This is a genomic window from Bacillus cereus group sp. MYBKT111-2 (genome assembly GCF_051915205.1).
GTDB classification, from domain to species: Bacteria; Bacillota; Bacilli; order Bacillales; family Bacillaceae_G; genus Bacillus_A; species Bacillus_A paranthracis.
On the sequence record NZ_JBQAEG010000002.1, the window covers coordinates 514,818 to 533,970 of the forward strand.

Consider the following 19,153-nt stretch of genomic DNA (forward strand, 5'->3'; position numbering starts at 1 on the left):
ATTCCTTTATTATTATACCCAAAAGTCCTTATATTCGACTAGCAACTTGCGCATTCTGTAAGAAATTAGACAATATATCCGAATAAATTTTTGGTTGATCATTATGTACTAAATGACCGGCAAACGGAATAACGGCAATATGAATATTGTTATTTAATTGTTTGAACGTTGTAGCAGCTACAACTTCATCTTCTGAATCTCCCCCAGCAATACAGAGTGTAGGTATTTGAAGATTCGCTACATCACCAGTTTCATCGAAAGGATACCAATCTTTAACTTGCCACGATTCAAACAATGCTTTCCAATCACTTTTTTCATGAATTTGATTCATATACGTTATAACTTCTTCATTTTCCATCAATTGCTCGTGACACTTCGCTTCATACTCCAGAGACTCTTCCCAATTATCCCTCTTAACCGGAAATATACCTGAAAAAGTTAATGTTCTCACTTTCTCTGGATACTTTTTTGCAAATAATAAAGCGACTAATCCTCCTAGTGAAACACCAGCTATATGACATCTATCAATTTGTAGATGCTCTAACGTATCATATAAATCCTTTGCAGAACGTAGGAAATAATTCTCCAATGTCCCCCCTGATTTTCCATGCCCTCTTAAATCAGGACGAATGACTTGATAATTTTGTTCTCGAAAAAATGCTACCTGCTCTTCGAATTCTACTAAACCTGTCATACCACCAGAGTGTAAAAGTACGATTGGTTCCCCTTCACCTGAAATATGAGTATGTAAAATCATATATAGCCCTCCTTAGAAACAGAATATTCCATCTATTATAAGTATATAGGATATACATTTGAATTCCCAAATAAAAAAGAACTATAACATTTTCACATCATGTCATAGTTCTTTCTATTTTAAAAACATAAAGTAATTAATCAGTTTGTCTAATTCTTGGCTTAATGCCAATACTTTTTCATGTTGAATTCCATAATCCGATACTAAATATAAAAGCTCTTCTTTCTTTATTTCAATGACTTTTTCCAATTTCACTAATTCCATGTCGTTTTACTTCTCTCTCCAATACTAAAATGTATGTATTTTAGTATAGCCTATTTACATAATTAGTAAAAGCAAAATACACATGTAAAAATATTACAAACATTAAAATAATATACTATCAACAAGCAATTTTAATTGAGCCCTTTATATAAATCATTAAACTTCACTACGTATTAATAATAAATCGATATTTCTCTAATGTTATATCTTTATATTTTGGAGCCCTCTTAATATGATCAAAGTAACTATATGAGAATTTAAAGACATGTCCGAAATCCCAATCAAATGCACTATAGTCTTTTAACCAGAATTGATTTTCTGTTGGTAATACATGAGCACGTTTAGATTCGATTAAAGGTAAACGATCTATAGGTGAGTGCAAGTTTATTTCAGTATTCGGCATAAGATTTTGACTAGCACGTAACACGTATACTAGCTTTAACAGTGGACGCAACGCTCGGTAGAATATATCTCTATGCCCTAAGTCATACATAATATTAATTGCATGAGAAAAAGTAAGTAGATGACCAATTAAATCATGGTGTGCTTCCGCTCTATAAATAGTATGAAATTGCAAGAGCTCCTTTAAAATAAATGTAGATAATTGTTTCGGATTTCTTAATTCATTTACTATCTCATCATTTATATGTAATTGTTTTACTTCCTTTGTTGTAAAACCAATCCATGATCTGCCTGGAATTGTTTTTCGAAACGATAATATAAGATTAGTAATCCCTTCAATCTCTTGATTATCTCCCCATTTTTGTAACTCTTTTATAGCTAATAAACTTAATGCAGCATAAATGACATTATGCCCTACCCAATGAAGTTCATCAATTGTTTGTTCCAATGATTTTATAATCATTCTTTCAGCACTTTGAAAATCTATTTCTTCTTTTTTATCGATGACTTCACCTAGATTTTGCTTGATCAACATTATTTTTGTTTGGGAATACATATTACGAGTTATTTCTTCTTCCATATAGTTATCTTTCATGAAAAAATAACTAGCAATTGCAGCTGCTCCGAAATGTGCATGCCAAATATCATTTGTTAGTCTTTTACATCGAGAAATAATTGAAAGGCCATCTCTTAAAACAGTTTTATTTTCCATCTTTTTATCCCCCATCACTTTATACTCAGCCTAAAGATGGCGTCAATACAAATAAAATATGATTAGATTCATCACTTTTATTTAAAAAACGATGTTTCACATTTGGCGGAATACGTACAACATCACCTTCTTCTAAAAAATATTCTTTTCCTTCTAATTCCACATACACTTCCCCTTTCATAACAACAGCAATCTCTTCCTTATCTTCATGTGAATAGTGACTTTCCGTTGTATTTGCTTTTTTATTTAAATCCATCATTAACATTTCAATACGTGCTTTCATAAAATCCGGTGTTAATACATCATATACAATGTGATCATTATTTTCCCGATATACTTTTTTTCGATCTTTTTTCTTAGATATGAGAGTATCTGTATCGATTTCATTAATAAAAAGTGTAAATAATGGTACATTTAATGCTTTCGCAATTAATTCCAATACACTTAAAGAAGGATTCGCATATCCTCGTTCAATTTGACTAATTAATGAAGTACTAATCCCAGCATAATCAGCAAATTCACGAATCGTCATATTATTTTTCTTGCGATAACTTAATACAGTTTGTCCGAGTCTATCATGTATCATTGTAAAAACTTCCTTTCGTCCATCATATTGCATGTTTCACTACCTTTGTGCTGACATAGTAAACAAAGGCAAATAATCCTTTCCTAACGTCTCAGGGACTTATATACTAACCATTGTACATTATATCGTATTTAGTTCATTATAATAAACATTCTATTGGAGGGACAAACTATGAAATCACCTATTCTTTCATATTGCATCTTATTTTTCGGCGTATTTGCCCTATCAACTTCAGCAATTTTTGTAAAATTAGCAGATGCTCCTGCGGCTATCATTGCTTTTTATCGATTATTATTTGCGGCACTCATTCTGTTACCCTTGTTACTTTTCAATAAAAATAATCGAAACGAGCTAAAAATAGTAACAAGAAGACAATGGGGGTTCGGTTTCATATCTGGATTATTTTTAGCTGCACATTATATACTTTGGTTTGAATCATTACAATATACTTCGGTAGCAAGTTCTACAGTTATCGTAACATTACAACCTTTATTTTCAATGATTGGTGGTTACTTTCTATTTAAAGAGAGATTTACAAACGGAGCAATTATTGGTTGCCTCATCGCTATTTCAGGAAGTATTGTCATTGGATGGCAAGACTTCCAAATTAGTGGAGAAGCTTTATACGGGGATATTTTAGCGTTTATTGCGGCCGGAATTATTACAGTTTACTTTTTCATTAGCCAACATGTTCGTAAAGATGTATCACTTATACCATATTCGGTAATTAGTTATGGAAGTAGCGCCTGTTTTCTCGGTATATTTGCTTATATGCAAAATGAATCTTTCATTCACTACTCTACAAAAACTTGGCTATGCTTTATTGGCTTAGCGTTTATTGCTACGATTTTAGGGCAAACGATTTTTAATTGGTTATTAAAATGGATGAGTGCTACTGTAATCTCCATGAGCATTTTAGGTGAGACGATTGGGACTTGTATACTAGCGTACTTTATATTAAATGAGACTATTTCTTTACAACAAGGACTAGGCATTACAGTTATTTTTATTGGTCTTGCATTATTTTTATTACAACCAAATTCTAATAAAAAAGCATGACATTATACTGTCATGCTTTCACTATCCATTATGTACGATTAAACCGTCAGGTCTAAAACGACTCATCATAATTTCATTAATAAACTTTCCGTGAGCCTTCAAATTCCCTATCTTTACTCCCTCTTCTACAAATCCGAATTTTTCATATAGAGATTTCGCTTTCGGATTCGTTTCTAAAACACCTAGTTCTACTCTCTCTAACATTAACCAATTATCAGCCAAATCAAGCATTTTTGTAAGAAGAGCTTTTCCAATGCCTTTATTATGATATTCACTATCTACCCCGATAAACAAATCACCCGAATGAGATCTACGTCCAGGACTTTGGGTTAACCCAACAAATCCTACAACTTCCCCATCATACTCTGCAACAAATTCAAATTGATTTGAAGCTAAATTTCGAATTCTATTTTCCATCGCATCTACACGCATGCTAGGTAAGAAAATCATATAAGGTAAAACGTCATCTTGTATGCATATACGGTGAATCGCTCTGGCATCTTGTATTTCTACTGCTCTTACTTTGATCGTCATATTTTCTTCCCTCCATATTCTTAACAATACATATATTCATTCTAGCCTCCTGCATGAAACCCCTTCTCTCCTTTATTTCTTTATGTTATTTTTATATAATTATTTCGGCATAATATTAGCTTTACGAACAAACTTATCTACATTAACCGGTTAACTTTTTACTTTATTATATAACGCAAGCAGCTTTTCCATTGGAATACCATTTACTTTCATACCGGCTATATCACAATTTTCTATTTCCATATTTTTTAGATTACTACTACTTATCGTACTCCCTTCTAAATCACATCTATTAAATGAAATAGGATATTTATTTTCTCCAAGACTTGTATCTTTAAATTGAACTCCACCTAAAGTCACCAAACTAAATTTACTGCCAGAAAGATTTAAATCTGCATATGAAGAACTTCTAAAATTAATATTTCTAAACTTGGATTGACTTACATTACAATTGCTCATATTCATATTCCTTATATTGCTGCCAACAAATGAACTATTTTTTAAATTTACTTGATAATACTCGGTATTTTCCAAGTTACAGTTTTCATATTGGCTATTTTTCATGTCTTCATTTTTAAATACACTTTCTTTGTTTGAGCTCGTCCCTATTCTTTTCACGTAACAATACTCATCTTCTGATTCAAAAATTGTTTGGTAACCCATCTTTTTATAAAAATGATGATTATTAATTTGTCTACTCGATGTTTCAAGATCCCAAATCCTTATGCTTGGATATTCCTCTTCTATTAATTTAATAACATTTGATCCAATTCCTTTCCCTTGATAAACAGGCTCTACAAAAATACGATCAATCCGGCCATATGACTTACCTGAGATCGTAACTATAATTCCCCCGATTATTTTTTCATCCATTATTACTTTATAAGAATCCAATTCTTCGATTGAATATCTCATCATTTCTACTGAAGAATACCCTGGTGGTTGGATGTTATAGTCAATAACATCACCTTGACCACATAACCATCGTTCTGCTTCTTCATCAAATGTTCTTGTCATTATTTCTGTTAATTTTTCAGCATCTACAATAGTAGCTTTTTCTATAGATATTATTGTCATTTTTGTTTTCCCCTTTATTATTACAAGATAATATTTTTGTAAACAATACAGTTATAAAATAAAGAAAATTAAAATTAATCACTCTACTTATTATTAAACTACAAATCAACCTATATTTTCCACTGTTCTTTAGATGAATAAAAAAGAGACCATGCAATATAAACATGATCTCTTCTATCATCCATTTTCACTTGTATATAATTAAACATTAGTTTTTATTTCAGCCACTCGTTGCAACTATCACTTAACTCCTGTAAATCCTCTATAAATCGACTTGCATGATATCCATCACAAACCGAATGATGAACTTGTAATGAAATTGGTAGCATAATCTTATTTTCTTCATTAAAATATTTCCCACAAGTTATAATCGGTAATAGAAAATCAGCATCATTACTAATATTAAGATTAAATCCAGTAAAACTAGTCCAAGGTATGCTAGAAATCGGAAATACATTAGGCGGAGTATTTTCTTTCGTGAAAAGACCATGGACACTAGCATAGTATCTCATATCGTCTTCATAATTTTTATAGAAAGTGCGGAAATCACTTGAATAATCCGTCCATATACTTGAAAAAGACTTATCATCTTTATGAAAGATTGTATAACTCGGGATCATTTCCTCCCAATAGCCTAAAGCTCCTTCATCATTAAAAGATGTTCGAAATTCTTTATGATTATTTACTACTTTAGAAATTAAATATATAAAAACGGGATAAAATTTTACTCCCTTTTGATATACTTCCTCTAATAACATCGTGATATCAACATTAACAGTCATACTAAATGTACATTTCAACTTTAAATAATGCTCAAAATACTGCTCTCTATTCCAATTTTCTCTATCAATTACATGAAACTTCATTTTAATAGCCTCCTAAAATTTTCTTTTTATTTTAGGAGGCTAATTTCCTTGCTTTCACCATAATTATTCACTCCTAACAGTTTACATTTCACCCTAATTGTTTATTTAATTATATTACATCTATAAGAATCGATTCACATATTTCTGGAAATCCATCCACATACTATAAATAAATCAAATAAAATTTGGAGGATTCATACATGAATAACAAAAATATAAATAAAAAAGAAAATGTTATCGAAAACGCTACACCTATTCAAAATAATAATACTGCCAATCTTACTATCGAAGAACAAGCAATGAACGGCTTATATGGAATGCCAGAAACCGATATTGAAGATGCTGATCATGCTGCATCTGATGATTTGACTTCAAAAAATTAATTACATTGAAAAAAGCCAAGGAAAATATCCTTGGCTTTTTCAACTACGCATCCACTTTTTGTATCTCTTCACTCTTCCTTGAAAGTTTTCCTGGCCAAAAAGCAAAGCGGCCTAAAACGACTGTGATTGCCGGTACAAGTAGTGGTCTTACAATAAACGTATCTAGTAATACACCAATTGCTGTTACAATACCAAATTGAACGAGCACTTGAATTGGAAGTGTTCCTAATACAGCAAAAGTTCCGGCTAAAATTAAACCTGCAGATGTAATGACACTACCGGTTTGTATAACGCCATTTTTTACTGCATCCAAATGATTTTGTGTCTTTCTGTTTTTCCATATTTCTGAAACCATAAAGATATTATAATCTTCACCTAAAGCAACTAAAAATACGAATGCATATAACGGTATTGCGCCTTGAATGGCTGGTGCTCCCATACCGAAGTGAAGTAATATCCATCCTGCTCCTAATGCAGAGAAAAATGATAAAACCACTGTTACAATTAAATAAATCATCGCGACAATTGATCGTAAGTAAACAAGTAATAATAAAGCTATAATACTAATCATTACTGGAATAATAACCGCTTCATCACGTTCTGTAATTTGCTTTGTATCATATAATGAAGCTGTTTCTCCGCCAATCCATAGTCGATCTTCTGCATTACTAACCCCAGCATCTTTTAATACTTTTTCTACACGAGTTTTCAATTTAGGGATTTGATCTAATGCTTCAATTGAGTATGGGTTTTCAGCTAAAGAAATCTCATACATTTTAATTTGCTTATTTTCTTTCCCCTCTTTTGGCTCTTTCACTGTTTTTACGAAAGAGAATTTCTCTAGTTCTTGTTTAATAGGAAGCTCTTTTCCTTTCGTATCAACAACAACTTTTACTGGCGCTAGTTCACCAGCTGAAAAATGATCACTAATTAACGTAAACCCTTCGCGTGAAGGCATATCCTTTGGAAACGATTCTAATAAGTCATATGTGTATTGAATACGTGGTACAAATGAAGCCAATCCACCTAATACAAATACAGTAAGCATAATGATTGTCCACGGTCTCCGTACTACTACATCTCCAAGTTTTTTACTAAAGGCACCTTTTGATTTTTTAACTTTTACGACTCTCTTTTTCTTTCTTGTAAATTCCTCATTCATCGAAGTTGTTCTCGGTATAAATGGGAAGAATGCGGCTCTACCGAAAATTAATAATAAAGCTGGTAAAATTGTTAAAGCAGCGATTCCCATAATGAATACAGCAACACTAAATGGTACTGCAAATCGATGAAAGGCACCATAATGAGCAAGCAATAATGTGCCTAATCCAAGTACAACAGTTAACGCACTCATTATTATGGCCCCACCAGAAGCTTTAATTGCAAGTTGCAGCGCCTTATATTTGCTTTCTTCTTCTAACAAGTACTCCCGATATCTCGAAATTAAAAATAGACAATAATCCGTTCCAGCACCAAACAATAATACTGTCATAATTGATATCGCTTGGGCATCTACTTTAATCCATCCGTGATCAGCTAAAAAACCGAGTGTAGGACTAATAATACCGTATGCAAAACCAACAACAAGTAAAGGTAAAATTGCTAAAATTGGTGAACGGTACAGTAAAATTAATAGAACCAATACGAGAAGTACTGTAGCAATTAACAATTTCACATCTGCTTGACTAAATAAGCTAACTGCATCCGTTTGAATGCCAACAGGTCCAGATAATCGAACATGTAAACCAGCGTCACTAATTTTTCGTTTGAATGGATCTTCATCGACTTTACTATTCACTATGTTTCTTAAATCTTCAAGATTTCCTTTTAATATATCTGTTCCAGCCGACTTGTTAAAAAATACCGGTGTAACAAGTGATGTACCGTCTTTTGATGCACTTTTTGATAATACTTGTTCCGGGATTGTATCAAATGGTGGTAACGTTGATTGTTCCTTTAAAGGACTAGCTTTTAACTCTTTATAAACGTCTTGTATGAGTTTATAATCCTGCGACTGTAATCCACCATCTCTATACCATACTACTAACAACGGATTCCCTGCATTATTCGGAAACTCTTTTTTCATAAGTGCTTCCGCTTGCTGCGACATAGCTGTTTCGGGTAAATTTTTCGGGTTCGGTTCTTTCGTACTATTTACTTGTGGTAACGTAAATGAAAGTAATAATGTAATAAGAATCCATACCGATAAAGTGATCCATTGCGTATTTTTCCCTGCTACAAGCCTCCCTAACATATGTAACGGGTGCTTTTTCATAAAAAACCCACCTTCCTTTTTTCCTCCACTATTAATTATATATACTGGTCGGTTAATTAATCAAGAATGAATAAAAATTATGTTATAATTATCTAAACAATACATGTCAGGAGCGAATGGATTTGGAACAAAAACAACGCCCTCTAGGAAGGCCTCGTCAAAATAAAAATACAAAATCTACAAAAGAAACCATTTTAGAAGTTGCAACTCGGTTATTTCTTACTCAAAATTATCAAGTCGTTTCTATGGAGGAAGTAGCAAAAGTTTGTGGTGTTACGAAAGCAACCGTCTACTATTACTATTCAACAAAAGCAGATTTATTTACCGCTACTATGATTCAAATGATGGTACGTATACGTGAGAATATGTCGCAAATACTCTCTACAAACAATACTTTAGAAGAGAGATTATTAAACTTTGCTAAAGTTTACTTACATGCCACAATGGATATCGATATGAAAAATTTTATGAAAGATGCAAAACTGTCGTTATCTGAAGAACAATTGAAGGAATTGAAAAAAGCTGAAGATAGCATGTATGAAGTGTTAGAAAAAGCACTCGCTAAAGCGATGCAATTTGGAGAAATCCAAAAAGGAAACCCTAAATTTGCCGCTCATGCATTCGTATCTTTATTATCAATTGGGAATTTTAAAGATGAAAATGACAATCCTATTCTTACAAATATAGATGAATTAGCACAAGAAATCGTTTCTTTTTATTGGAACGGATTAGGACGTTAAAATTACATGGGTTTCCTTTAATAAAAAAGCATGTTTGTATTTCTTCAAACATGCTTTTTTATCATTTAAGTGTTTTATTTATATACCAACAATTAGACTACACTTTAGCATCCATTATTAAAAAATTATTATCTTCGACTTTTACAAATTTTGAAGTTGAATCTTTATATTCCCCTTACTTAATCCCCCGTGGTAACAAACTACAGATTTAATATCTAGATTTAATATCTAGATTTAATATCTAGATTTAAATACTTCTTCAAAGACTCCTGCGCTTCTTTAATATTTAAAGTTGTTGGGGCGTGAATTCCTCCTAACTTTCCATTCACACTATACATCGAGTCTCCTGCAATAAGAGTTTTACTTTGTTTCAAATATAAACTAATATGACCAGGAGTATGCCCTGGAGTATGGAGAATTAGTATTCCACCGCAATACGGAAGTTCTTGCCCGTCAATCACTGTGTCACTCACTTTTCCTTTTGGTGGATTCTCTACATGTACATCTTTCAATAAAGGTAAATCTCCCTCAATATATGGCTTATCTAACTCGTGCGCATATACTTTAATATCGCTTACACCATTCTCCAATACATCAGGAAGGCTACCTATATGATCTATATCCTGGTGTGTCAAAATCACAACTTTTAGCTTATCAACAGATACCCCAACTCTCTCCATCTCTACTTGTATATCTTCGAATTGTCCAGGAAAACCAGTATCTATTAAAACTGCCATTTCATCATTCCATAAAAGAATTGGGTGAATGATAAATTTTTGAAATTTAAGTTGTAACATTTCTACCCCTTTAGCAATCTCCATACAGCAATTCTCCTTTATAACTGAAGTTTGAAAATATGTACGAGTAAACTGAAAATATAAAGCACCGCTATCTCATAATATGTTTTGTCATCCCAATAGAGAATGCTTCAAACCCTATAGATTCATAATAAGATTGCAATTTTTCCACACACATAAGTTGCGGAATAACCTTGTTTTGTTCGCAGTGATGGATTAATCGTTTCACTATGTCTTTTCCAATACCAATATACTGATACTCCGGCATTACACATACACCGCAAATAACACCTGTTATTACACCATCTGATATAACACGCCCCATACCAATTAATTGTTGCTCTTTAAATGCGTATATTGCATACCAACTTTGTTTACACATTTGTTCTAATTCATTCACTGTTAATTTAAGAGAATTCCATCCTAAAGATTCATATAAAGCTAATAATTCATTAAATTTTGTAGGATGTTCACTTGTGTAGTGTATACTATTTTTCATGTAAATACTCCCTATTCTATAGTTTGTTAATGTTTCATAAAATTCCCCTTATGAAAATTGCGATTGACGTGAAAATAACTAGAACAAACTTCAATAAGAAAAATAGAATTCCTTCTCAACATAAAATAAAAAGAAGTTATCTCACTTGAGATAACTTCTTTTATATAAGACTCTCATTATATTATTAACCAAAAATTATACAACTACATACGATAAGCACAAACACAACTAATAAACCATTTGAGAAATAACCCATAGAATACTGCCCCTTTATTTAATTATGTAAAAGATTTTATCATAAAATGATTTACAACATAATAACTGAAAAAGACATTGTATTCATTAGTTATATATGTTAAGTAATATTTTATTTTGGGGCATATTCTTCTTAACTTAAACCACTTCCCATTCCCTTATACTTAAGTTCTGATAACTTCAGAACAATACATAAAGAAGACCTCAACTTATTGACGTCTTCTTTTCAACTACACTAATAGCTAATTCACGTTTTTTATCGAATATATATAGACCCTTCACTAACAGAGACATATATGAAATGCCTTCCCCACTACATAAACATCTATAATCTGATTATTAACATCCTTATAACCTTTAAATCTCATCCTCAGTTATTCTAATAGCTCTCTTATTCGAAAAGATATTTTTAAAAATTCCTACTCCAAAAATTAATAAGCCTATACCAACTAACTTATTTATTTGTAATGGGACGCTCTCCATTCCGAACAATCCAAATGTATCAATGCATAACGCAACGACCAATTGAGTAATAAGACTAATTAGCACCGTATATGCTGGACCTAAGCTCTTTATTGCACCCATTATACAAATAATTAACCCGATGCCAAACAGTCCACTTACATAAAACAAATAATTTGTAGTATACACTTTAATGTTAATACTGTTTTCTGTAATGAAATAAAATAGAATAGAGCTAATGAGACCTATTCCAAGGACACATGTAGTCGTTAACCACTGTCCTACATTTTCATTTACTTTTGCATTAAAAACAGATTGTACGCTAATTAATATTCCTGCTAATATAGCTAAACTAAATCCAATCAAAATCTTCCTCTCCCTTTCATTGCTCATATATATTATCTTTAGCGACTTCCTTCATTCTAGAAAAATCTTTAATTACAATAACTCCATTACTCTTTTCAATTAATTTTTCATTATAAAATTTTTGTAATACCCGTATTACGTGCCTATAACTTACCCCTATAAAATCCGAAATACTTGTTACCGAAGTTGCATCCAAATCCTCTTTATACATATTTCCGTTACTATCTGTTGAAATTGAAAGTAAATAACTAGCTACACGTACTTCTACAGGATAAAGTAAATTAAGAGCAGTAAAACGAGTCGATATTTTTAATGTGTTCGCAATGTTTTCAAGCAAGAACTTCATAAATATAGGATCATGTAATAACTTGTTTCTAATAACCGTATTAGAAATAGAGATTGCTACAACATCTGAACAAGCTTCAACGACATTATGTGCTTTACTATTTTGTATGAATTCAATATCACCAACAATGGCCAATGGATTGATAAAGCGAAGGATTAGTTTCTTCCCTTCAGATGTAATCGTGTAAACTTTTACTTTACCTTTCACAACAAAATATAAACGATCCATTTCGTCATCTATATTGCAAATAAGCTCGCCTTTTTCAAAATGATTTAATTGAAAATATGCTGTATCTATTTCTGAAAAAAACCCGAGCGTTTTATTGATTTTCAAATAATGCGTAATTAATCCTGATCTATTCTCCATATTCATTTCCTCCTTTCCTTTACATATTAAATACAACAATACCTATAATCATTACTATTGTTCCCACAATATGATATCTCTCCATCTGTATCTTTTTTATATGAAACAGTCCTTTCATTTCAATAACTGTTGCCGTTAACAATTGAGCAACCATTAGTGTGCCAGCTGTCAATGTAACTCCTAGTGAATATATCGCCATAGTTTCTGCACAAATAATGAATCCACCAAATGCGCCCGCTGCTAAATATACTTTTTTCACACTCTTTAAATCTGTTACTTTCTCTTCTTTCTTTAACAAAAATACAGTTGTTGCAATAAGGAATCCAATTAAATGTGTTATAATGCTCGTCGACCATATACCGATATGTGAACTAAATTTCGCATTAAAGGTTCCTTGAAGTGTTATAAATAAACCAGCAAAAATAGCAAATATAATACCTTTCAAAAAATCATCTCCTCATCTTTTATTTCTGACTTAATTAAAAGCTATAATCCTATATAAACAAAAGGACAAATGTCACATCAGTATGAAAATAACTGCGAATGGCCATAAAAAAACACACCTCAAAATAATTGAGATGTGTTTTTATCCTTTTATTATTATATATAATTTTAATAATTATAATTACGCTACATTAACAGGTTTATTCTTCAAAACAAACTTTCCAAATAAGAAACGCACAAGCGGCCCCATAATAATTAATTGTAATGGATACGCCATAATGAAGTTTTTAATAAAAATCGAGAAATACATTGAAACAAAAGATTCACCATGTAATCCATTATGAAAATACATCATTGCCATTCCATAAAACGACATGAAGAAAACCATTCCAATAACCATAGCTGTCGCCATCGCAATAATAATATTTACTTTTTTCGATTTATCAAATGGCAACATGAATACAATTTTTTTCGCACTAGGTCCAACGATACATATTTCAATTAATAGCGCAATAATAAATCCAATTAGTAGTTCTAATGCGATCTCCTTAATATGAATTGGCCCTCCTGATCCATTCGTTAGTAAATTGTAAAACGTCATTACGATAACCATCCCAAGGCACATCATCATACCAAATTGGAGGTTTTCCTTTCTTGTTGTTGGCAAAATTCATCATCCTTTCTCTTTGAGTCTTTGTCATTATATCGATATTGGAAACCTCTTCGTAAGTGAACATTTTGTGAACAAATTTAAAACGTTTTCATATATTTTCTTTACTTTCAACACAAATTCTCACTTTTACTTATAAAGGTTTTATATATTTCAATGTTGAATTACTAAATTGAAACATTACTACTAGGAGGAGAACCATGAATGAACAAGGATTTTTCGTATATCATATCGTAACAAGGAAAAAAATGAAGAGCGGACAAATCATTCAATTTAATAAAAATCAAACTAATACGCTATTCCACTTCTTTTTTGAAAGAAAACATTTAAATTCTAATGGTAAAGATTCTATACAAATTTTAAAAGAACATTATACAAATGAAGAATTACATATAAAGAATGAAAATGCTACAGTCGTTATGAATTACATGGATCAAACAATTAGAGCCATTAGAGAAACGATTGTGGAAATGGTTAGGCTGCAAGAATATCCTGATTATCCATCAAGATTGTCTTGTTTATATGCTGCTAAAAGCTATGAAGATGCTTTAAAATGGAAAGCATTATTTGATTCTTACAATCGAGAAGTTTTGCAGATTGTTAAACTACGAGTAATCGGAAGTTCTTTTGAAGGTGACGGGAATCTTTTACCGAAAGAAGATGCTATTCCTTTTTCTCAAAAAATGGAACAAGCTAGAGAATATTGGAAAGGAAATGTGAATAACGAACTCCCTGAGCTACTCATTAATGGCGAAATTGAAGTAGTCGAAATTATTGATGACTTTTCCTCAATGCATGTTTAATTTCTAACTAAATCAAATAGGATGGAGATTACAATGATGAAAAAAGTGTACTTCAATCATGATGGTGGTGTAGATGATTTAATTTCACTATTTTTATTACTCCAAATGGATAATGTCGAACTTACAGGTGTTTCAGTTATCCCAGCAGATTGCTATTTAGAACCCGCAATGTCTACAAGTCGCAAAATTATTGATCGCTTCGGCCAAGGAAATATTGAAGTAGCTGCATCAAATTCCCGTGCAAAAAATCCATTTCCAAAAGACTGGCGAATGCATGCATTTTATGTAGATGCTTTACCAATTTTAAATGAGGCTGGAAAAGTTATAACACCTGTAGCAGCAAAGCCTGCACATCATCACTTAATAGAAACGCTTCTACAAACGGAAGGGAAAACAACTTTATTATTTACGGGACCCCTAACTGACCTTGCTCGTGCATTATATGAAGCTCCCATAGTCGAAGATAAAATTGAACGTCTCGTTTGGATGGGTGGTACATTTCTTACCGCAGGCAATGTACATGAACCAGAGCATGACGGAACAGCTGAGTGGAATTCATTTTGGGACCCTGAAGCAGTGGCTCGTGTATGGGAATCAAAAATTGAAATCGACTTAGTGACACTAGAAAGTACAAACCAAGTTCCATTAACTATAGACATACGTGAACGTTGGGCAAAAGAACGAAAGTATATTGGTGTAGATTTCCTTGGCCAATGCTATGCGATGGTTCCTCCCCTCGTTCACTTTTCAACGAACTCTACTTACTACTTGTGGGATGTACTAACAACTGCGCTTGTCGGAAACACTAACCTCGCAAAAACTCAAACGATTAATAGTATCGTTCATACATACGGACCAAGCCAGGGACGTACAGTGGAATTTGATGGTGGGCGGCCTGTAAATGTAGTATATGATGTAAACCACAATGGATTTTTCAACTATATAACTGAATTAGCAAAGAAAGTTTCTACTTGAACCACTATCTATACGAAAAATAAATAGAATGACACCCCTCCAGACAATGATTACCCATTTAGAATTTGGTTGAAACTACATATTTAACTATTGAAAAGAGTATTGAATTAAATTTCAATACTCTTTTTGTGCAATTTAATTATATTGGATTCATGTCGTGTCTTATTGATTATTCATTTCATAACCATTTACAAAAAACGTTATTGTTTCTAATTCATCTTCATTTAATTCTCTATCTATGTCTCGTTTATACGCTTCCTTTATCTTCCCTTCATCGCCTTTATGTATTTCAGTATAAGTTCCTACTGTTTTTAACATACGAATCTCTTGTAAAAACTCCTCTCGATTTATCGCTTCCCCATGAGAGAGAATATATGTCTCAGCATCAAATTTTTCTAATTCATCTATTAATGCAAACGTTCTTTTCGTCGTATAGTTCCACTTCGAAGAAAAAATATCTGCATATATACAGTCTCCTAAAAACAATATCTTTTCTTCTTTTATGTACATAACAACTGAATCATGTGCATGATCTCCGCCCACATGTTTTAACACGCAGGTCACCTCACCAAGGTCTAATTCAATTTGATCCTGGAACGTTAAGGTTGGAAGAATAATTTTAATATTTCTCGCTTTTTCTTCAAACTCTTTTTTGATGCAATCCGCACAAAATGCAATTTCCGTACCCTCTTTTACGCGTGCGTCCAACGCTTCATCTGTCCATTCATAAGATACTATTGCCTGCATTTCTTTTTTCGTTTCAGCGTGTGAAATAGTTAATGCATTCTGTAATACAGATAATCCAAAAATATGATCCCAATGCCAATGCGTTAGTGCTACAAATTCAGGATTCGATACATTTTTTTCTTTTAACATTTCTAAAAATAATTGTGCATGTTCCTCTGAATTCCCTGCATCGATCATTAACGTTTTTTCTTTTCCAATGACCATTCCTAATATAGGTCTATCTGTTTCGGAAACGGGTGTCATATACCAAAATGAGTTTCCTATTTTTTTAATTTGTTGCATCATTTGTTCCTCCATTTACTATTACTCTCTTGAATTATTATCTGTAGAACCTTTATCAAGCACATAGGGTGAAATTATATTGCTTTCTTTAAAACGTAATAACTTTTTCTATCCATTTAAATATGCATCCCAATCGTAGTCTTCAATTTTATAGAATCTACCTTCATCATTTCTTTCATATGCACATAAAGGTGGTTCCTCAAGAAATTTTAAAATAGAATCATCTATATTCAAAATGACTCCAATTGAAATAATTTGAAAGTTTTTAGGATTATTGACATAGTCATCACTTTCATAACCACTCAGTATTGACCAACCAGAGTCACCTTTTTCTCTTGAATCCTCTTTAAGCATAAAGTTAAATTCTCTTTTTTCAAGTACATCATTACTAACAATTACCTTCGTATCAAAATAAAAATCCCAATCTTTTGAAGATGGATCGTCATATTCCGTATCACATATATTTTCAATCCCAAATGAAATTTTATCACCTATTTTTAAATCTAAGCGATATGGTTCATTGCTCAGTTCCCCTACAAACTTCTTCTCATTCCTTTCAATGATTTCAACCCACATTCTTTCACCATTAAATCCATCTTCTTCCTCATTTTTAGATACAAAAATTAGCTTTACCAAATCCCCAACCTTTAATTTCTCCAAAACTTCTGAGCTAGGAAGGTAGAATGTATAGGGCGCTTCTTTATTTAATTCATAAACATTATCTAAGTACCAAGTCATTTTTTCCTCTCCTTAAAGGCTTTTCACATTCATATTTTTAAAATAATACTATTTTTTCTTCCGGCAGACTACTACCATAGAATAGCAATCTTCTCCCAACTCATTGCCTTCCCAATCATTATATATATGTAATAATTCAAAACCATTCGCTACTAATAATCTTTCTAACTCCTGCGGGTACGTATAACGAAGATCTATCGTTGTTTTTATTTCCTCTACTAGCGTATCCCCCTCATAAAACCTTCTTGTTGTTATGTAGTGCTGTATTTGTTGAATTGAATCGTATGTCATTTCAGTATATAAATCACATTTTCTTCCCTTTTCATCATTAACAGTTGTCCAATATTCTTCTATAGATGGTTGTATTAATTCTTCTTTTGAAGGGAAACGTGTATCGAATATGAATATACCATTCTCAGCTAACACATGATGAATAGATGTTAATAATTGATTTTGATGAATATTTGTAAGGAAATGCTGGAATCCATGCCCCACCATAAATGCTAGCGAAATGGTATCTTCAATGTTCAATTGTAAGCAGTCTTGTTGTAACCATTTTACCTTCTTACAATCCGTAGTTTTTATCTTTGCTTCAGCAAGCATGCCTTCATGTATATCTACACCAATCATTTGATATCCATTTTCTATAAATGGAATTGTAACCCTTCCTGTACCACAGGCAAGATCTAGAATCCATTCATTTTGTATATGTAGTTTTTGTGCCCATGATAGTAAAAACGGAAAATCTGATAAACTTTTATTTTCTATATCATATCGTTTTGGATTTTCGTATTCAGATAAACTCCATTTTGTTTGCAAAATTATTCCTCATTTCATATTTACACTTAAATTTAATATATAAATTATAACGAATTATTAGTTTTTTCTCTATAATCAAACACAATTACTTGGACTAATCTAACTTTCCTTTTCGTAAGCTAAAAATAAGGTGGAAGAATCGGAGTGTGATACGGTGGAACGATTATGGATTCCTATGATAGTTACATTTTTTTCATTTGGTGGCTTATTATTAGGCGGTGCTGTTGGCATTGCTACGCGCCAGCTAATTGAAGAAAAAATGCATCGTTTATATGCATTATGTGGCGGAATTTTACTTGGACTCTTACTACTTGAAATTATTCCTGAAACATTTTCAAGTTATGAAATGATTGGACCTATACTTGGTATGGCTATCGGTATTTTAATTATGAGCTTATTAGATAACTATTGTCACCATCCAATGATACATACAAAAGATCAACAAGCATGGCAAACTTTCCTTTTTCTCTCTTTCGCTATATTTATTCATAATTTGCCGAGTGGATTTGCTTTAGGTACTGCTTTTATTAATCATGCTGACTCTGCCATACCTTTTTTAATAGCAATCGTCATTCACCATATTCCTGAAGGCTTAGCATTAATTATCCCCTTTCTATTTACAAAACATAAATATATTTCCTTTTTATTAACAACTTTATTACTATCTCTTATTCTCGGTACCGGTACAGTTTTTGGAATTTTAATGGAAGGAAAAGCGCTTCATTTACAAGGACTCATTATGGGAAGTGCTATCGGTTCACTTGGCTATGTAACGATTCATGAAATGCTTTGGAAAGCTAAGAAACAGCTCTCTTTCCTTACATTTCTAATGTGGGCAACTAGTGGTTTTTTACTAATAACAGCGTTCACTTTATTCGCTGGTCATCATTAAAGTTGCTAAAGTGAAACTTTTGTACCTCCCACACTGA

At 32.1% G+C, this 19,153-nt stretch carries 22 protein-coding genes and 1 pseudogene; 6 read left to right on the forward strand and 17 right to left on the reverse strand.

Annotation, left to right across the window (positions count from 1 at the left end; all coding sequences use genetic code 11):
• Positions 1-28: 28 nt before the first annotated feature.
• The 4 genes from ACTFNE_RS07965 to ACTFNE_RS07980 all read right to left on the reverse strand — a co-directional run bounded on the left by ACTFNE_RS07965 (position 29) and on the right by ACTFNE_RS07980 (position 2,721).
• Positions 29-757, reverse strand: a complete 729-nt coding sequence (locus ACTFNE_RS07965) for an alpha/beta fold hydrolase (protein WP_270705436.1) — start codon at positions 755-757, stop codon at positions 29-31.
• A gap of 114 nt (positions 758-871) precedes the next feature.
• Entirely contained in the window at positions 872-1,021 is a 150-nt protein-coding gene (locus ACTFNE_RS07970; RefSeq protein ID WP_072191050.1) for an aspartyl-phosphate phosphatase Spo0E family protein, read from the reverse strand.
• 166 nt (positions 1,022-1,187) lie between these two features.
• A complete protein-coding gene (locus ACTFNE_RS07975) occupies positions 1,188-2,135 on the reverse strand; it encodes a hypothetical protein (protein WP_270705434.1) in 948 nt (315 codons plus the stop codon).
• A 25-nt stretch (positions 2,136-2,160) separates the two neighbouring features.
• Positions 2,161-2,721 carry a helix-turn-helix domain-containing protein gene (locus ACTFNE_RS07980; RefSeq protein WP_270705433.1) on the reverse strand — a complete coding sequence of 187 codons (561 nt, stop codon included), beginning with the start codon at positions 2,719-2,721 and terminating at the stop codon, positions 2,161-2,163.
• 171 nt (positions 2,722-2,892) lie between these two features.
• On the opposite strand from ACTFNE_RS07980, the gene ACTFNE_RS07985 reads away from it, so the two are divergent.
• Complete coding sequence (locus ACTFNE_RS07985) at positions 2,893-3,780, forward strand: DMT family transporter (RefSeq protein WP_270705432.1); 888 nt, start codon at positions 2,893-2,895, stop codon at positions 3,778-3,780.
• A 21-nt stretch (positions 3,781-3,801) separates the two neighbouring features.
• On the opposite strand, the gene ACTFNE_RS07990 is transcribed toward ACTFNE_RS07985, so the two are convergent.
• From ACTFNE_RS07990 to catA, 3 genes are all read right to left on the reverse strand, one after another.
• The gene (locus ACTFNE_RS07990) at positions 3,802-4,314 is read right to left on the reverse strand and encodes a GNAT family N-acetyltransferase (protein ID WP_046197431.1); all 513 of its coding nucleotides are present in this window, start codon (positions 4,312-4,314) and stop codon (positions 3,802-3,804) included.
• Between the two features lie 150 nt (positions 4,315-4,464).
• Positions 4,465-5,391 (reverse strand): GNAT family N-acetyltransferase, encoded by a 927-nt coding sequence (locus tag ACTFNE_RS07995; protein ID WP_270705431.1) that lies wholly within the window; start codon positions 5,389-5,391, stop codon positions 4,465-4,467.
• A 215-nt stretch (positions 5,392-5,606) separates the two neighbouring features.
• Positions 5,607-6,257 (reverse strand): type A chloramphenicol O-acetyltransferase, encoded by a 651-nt coding sequence (catA, locus tag ACTFNE_RS08000; RefSeq protein ID WP_270705430.1) that lies wholly within the window; start codon positions 6,255-6,257, stop codon positions 5,607-5,609.
• Positions 6,258-6,457: 200 nt separating this feature from the next.
• Here catA and ACTFNE_RS08005 point away from each other — a divergent pair, with 200 nt between their 5' ends.
• Entirely contained in the window at positions 6,458-6,640 is a 183-nt protein-coding gene (locus ACTFNE_RS08005) for a DUF4021 family protein (protein WP_001060594.1), read from the forward strand.
• 43 nt (positions 6,641-6,683) lie between these two features.
• Here the strand turns inward: ACTFNE_RS08005 and ACTFNE_RS08010 are convergent, their stop codons facing one another.
• Positions 6,684-8,915 carry an MMPL family transporter gene (locus tag ACTFNE_RS08010; RefSeq protein ID WP_046197435.1) on the reverse strand — a complete coding sequence of 744 codons (2,232 nt, stop codon included), beginning with the start codon at positions 8,913-8,915 and terminating at the stop codon, positions 6,684-6,686.
• Between the two features lie 122 nt (positions 8,916-9,037).
• Here ACTFNE_RS08010 and ACTFNE_RS08015 point away from each other — a divergent pair, with 122 nt between their 5' ends.
• The gene (locus ACTFNE_RS08015; RefSeq protein WP_000436042.1) at positions 9,038-9,655 is read left to right on the forward strand and encodes a TetR/AcrR family transcriptional regulator; all 618 of its coding nucleotides are present in this window, start codon (positions 9,038-9,040) and stop codon (positions 9,653-9,655) included.
• A gap of 141 nt (positions 9,656-9,796) precedes the next feature.
• Here the strand turns inward: ACTFNE_RS08015 and ACTFNE_RS08020 are convergent.
• The 6 genes and pseudogenes from ACTFNE_RS08020 to ACTFNE_RS08045 form a co-directional block, all read right to left on the reverse strand.
• Positions 9,797-10,476 (reverse strand): annotated as a pseudogene (locus tag ACTFNE_RS08020) (MBL fold metallo-hydrolase).
• A 67-nt stretch (positions 10,477-10,543) separates the two neighbouring features.
• Complete coding sequence (locus ACTFNE_RS08025; RefSeq protein ID WP_000797950.1) at positions 10,544-10,951, reverse strand: GNAT family N-acetyltransferase; 408 nt, start codon at positions 10,949-10,951, stop codon at positions 10,544-10,546.
• A 612-nt stretch (positions 10,952-11,563) separates the two neighbouring features.
• Complete coding sequence (locus tag ACTFNE_RS08030) at positions 11,564-12,034, reverse strand: DMT family transporter (RefSeq protein WP_046197438.1); 471 nt, start codon at positions 12,032-12,034, stop codon at positions 11,564-11,566.
• Between the two features lie 16 nt (positions 12,035-12,050).
• A complete protein-coding gene (locus ACTFNE_RS08035) occupies positions 12,051-12,746 on the reverse strand; it encodes a Crp/Fnr family transcriptional regulator (protein WP_046197439.1) in 696 nt (231 codons plus the stop codon).
• A 19-nt stretch (positions 12,747-12,765) separates the two neighbouring features.
• Positions 12,766-13,191, reverse strand: a complete 426-nt coding sequence (locus ACTFNE_RS08040; protein WP_046197440.1) for a DMT family transporter — start codon at positions 13,189-13,191, stop codon at positions 12,766-12,768.
• Between the two features lie 180 nt (positions 13,192-13,371).
• On the reverse strand, positions 13,372-13,857 hold the full coding sequence (locus ACTFNE_RS08045; RefSeq protein ID WP_046197441.1) for a hypothetical protein: 486 nt from the start codon (positions 13,855-13,857) through the stop codon (positions 13,372-13,374).
• 203 nt (positions 13,858-14,060) lie between these two features.
• Between ACTFNE_RS08045 and ACTFNE_RS08050 the strand changes: the two genes are divergently transcribed.
• Positions 14,061-14,663: a DUF2441 domain-containing protein gene (locus tag ACTFNE_RS08050; RefSeq protein WP_046197442.1), complete on the forward strand. Its 603-nt coding sequence runs from the start codon at positions 14,061-14,063 to the stop codon at positions 14,661-14,663.
• 33 nt (positions 14,664-14,696) lie between these two features.
• Positions 14,697-15,638 carry a nucleoside hydrolase gene (locus tag ACTFNE_RS08055; protein WP_270705428.1) on the forward strand — a complete coding sequence of 314 codons (942 nt, stop codon included), beginning with the start codon at positions 14,697-14,699 and terminating at the stop codon, positions 15,636-15,638.
• Between the two features lie 162 nt (positions 15,639-15,800).
• On the opposite strand, the gene ACTFNE_RS08060 is transcribed toward ACTFNE_RS08055, so the two are convergent.
• The 3 genes from ACTFNE_RS08060 to ACTFNE_RS08070 all read right to left on the reverse strand — a co-directional run bounded on the left by ACTFNE_RS08060 (position 15,801) and on the right by ACTFNE_RS08070 (position 18,224).
• Complete coding sequence (locus tag ACTFNE_RS08060; protein ID WP_071742218.1) at positions 15,801-16,667, reverse strand: MBL fold metallo-hydrolase; 867 nt, start codon at positions 16,665-16,667, stop codon at positions 15,801-15,803.
• 108 nt (positions 16,668-16,775) lie between these two features.
• Complete coding sequence (locus tag ACTFNE_RS08065) at positions 16,776-17,405, reverse strand: immunity protein Imm33 domain-containing protein (RefSeq protein ID WP_000220342.1); 630 nt, start codon at positions 17,403-17,405, stop codon at positions 16,776-16,778.
• 48 nt (positions 17,406-17,453) lie between these two features.
• Complete coding sequence (locus tag ACTFNE_RS08070) at positions 17,454-18,224, reverse strand: class I SAM-dependent methyltransferase (protein WP_046197444.1); 771 nt, start codon at positions 18,222-18,224, stop codon at positions 17,454-17,456.
• Between the two features lie 154 nt (positions 18,225-18,378).
• Between ACTFNE_RS08070 and ACTFNE_RS08075 the strand changes: the two genes are divergently transcribed.
• Entirely contained in the window at positions 18,379-19,116 is a 738-nt protein-coding gene (locus ACTFNE_RS08075; protein ID WP_046197445.1) for a ZIP family metal transporter, read from the forward strand.
• Positions 19,117-19,153: the final 37 nt, after the last annotated feature.

Bases quoted from the DNA above. Each gene is read 5' to 3' on its own strand.
- ACTFNE_RS07965 (WP_270705436.1), bottom strand. From the start codon at position 757: ATGATTTTACATACTCATATTTCAGGTGAAGGGGAACCAATCGTACTT.
- ACTFNE_RS08010 (WP_046197435.1), bottom strand. From the start codon at position 8,915: ATGAAAAAGCACCCGTTACATATGTTAGGGAGGCTTGTAGCAGGGAAA.
- ACTFNE_RS08060 (WP_071742218.1), bottom strand. From the start codon at position 16,667: ATGCAACAAATTAAAAAAATAGGAAACTCATTTTGGTATATGACACCC.
- ACTFNE_RS07995 (WP_270705431.1), bottom strand. From the start codon at position 5,391: ATGACAATAATATCTATAGAAAAAGCTACTATTGTAGATGCTGAAAAA.
- ACTFNE_RS08025 (WP_000797950.1), bottom strand. From the start codon at position 10,951: ATGAAAAATAGTATACACTACACAAGTGAACATCCTACAAAATTTAAT.
- ACTFNE_RS08055 (WP_270705428.1), top strand. From the start codon at position 14,697: ATGATGAAAAAAGTGTACTTCAATCATGATGGTGGTGTAGATGATTTA.
- ACTFNE_RS07980 (WP_270705433.1), bottom strand. From the start codon at position 2,721: ATGATACATGATAGACTCGGACAAACTGTATTAAGTTATCGCAAGAAA.
- ACTFNE_RS07985 (WP_270705432.1), top strand. From the start codon at position 2,893: ATGAAATCACCTATTCTTTCATATTGCATCTTATTTTTCGGCGTATTT.
- ACTFNE_RS08035 (WP_046197439.1), bottom strand. From the start codon at position 12,746: ATGGAGAATAGATCAGGATTAATTACGCATTATTTGAAAATCAATAAA.
- ACTFNE_RS07970 (WP_072191050.1), bottom strand. From the start codon at position 1,021: ATGGAATTAGTGAAATTGGAAAAAGTCATTGAAATAAAGAAAGAAGAG.
- ACTFNE_RS08050 (WP_046197442.1), top strand. From the start codon at position 14,061: ATGAATGAACAAGGATTTTTCGTATATCATATCGTAACAAGGAAAAAA.
- ACTFNE_RS07990 (WP_046197431.1), bottom strand. From the start codon at position 4,314: ATGACGATCAAAGTAAGAGCAGTAGAAATACAAGATGCCAGAGCGATT.
- catA (WP_270705430.1), bottom strand. From the start codon at position 6,257: ATGAAGTTTCATGTAATTGATAGAGAAAATTGGAATAGAGAGCAGTAT.
- ACTFNE_RS08065 (WP_000220342.1), bottom strand. From the start codon at position 17,405: ATGACTTGGTACTTAGATAATGTTTATGAATTAAATAAAGAAGCGCCC.
- ACTFNE_RS08005 (WP_001060594.1), top strand. From the start codon at position 6,458: ATGAATAACAAAAATATAAATAAAAAAGAAAATGTTATCGAAAACGCT.
- ACTFNE_RS07975 (WP_270705434.1), bottom strand. From the start codon at position 2,135: ATGGAAAATAAAACTGTTTTAAGAGATGGCCTTTCAATTATTTCTCGA.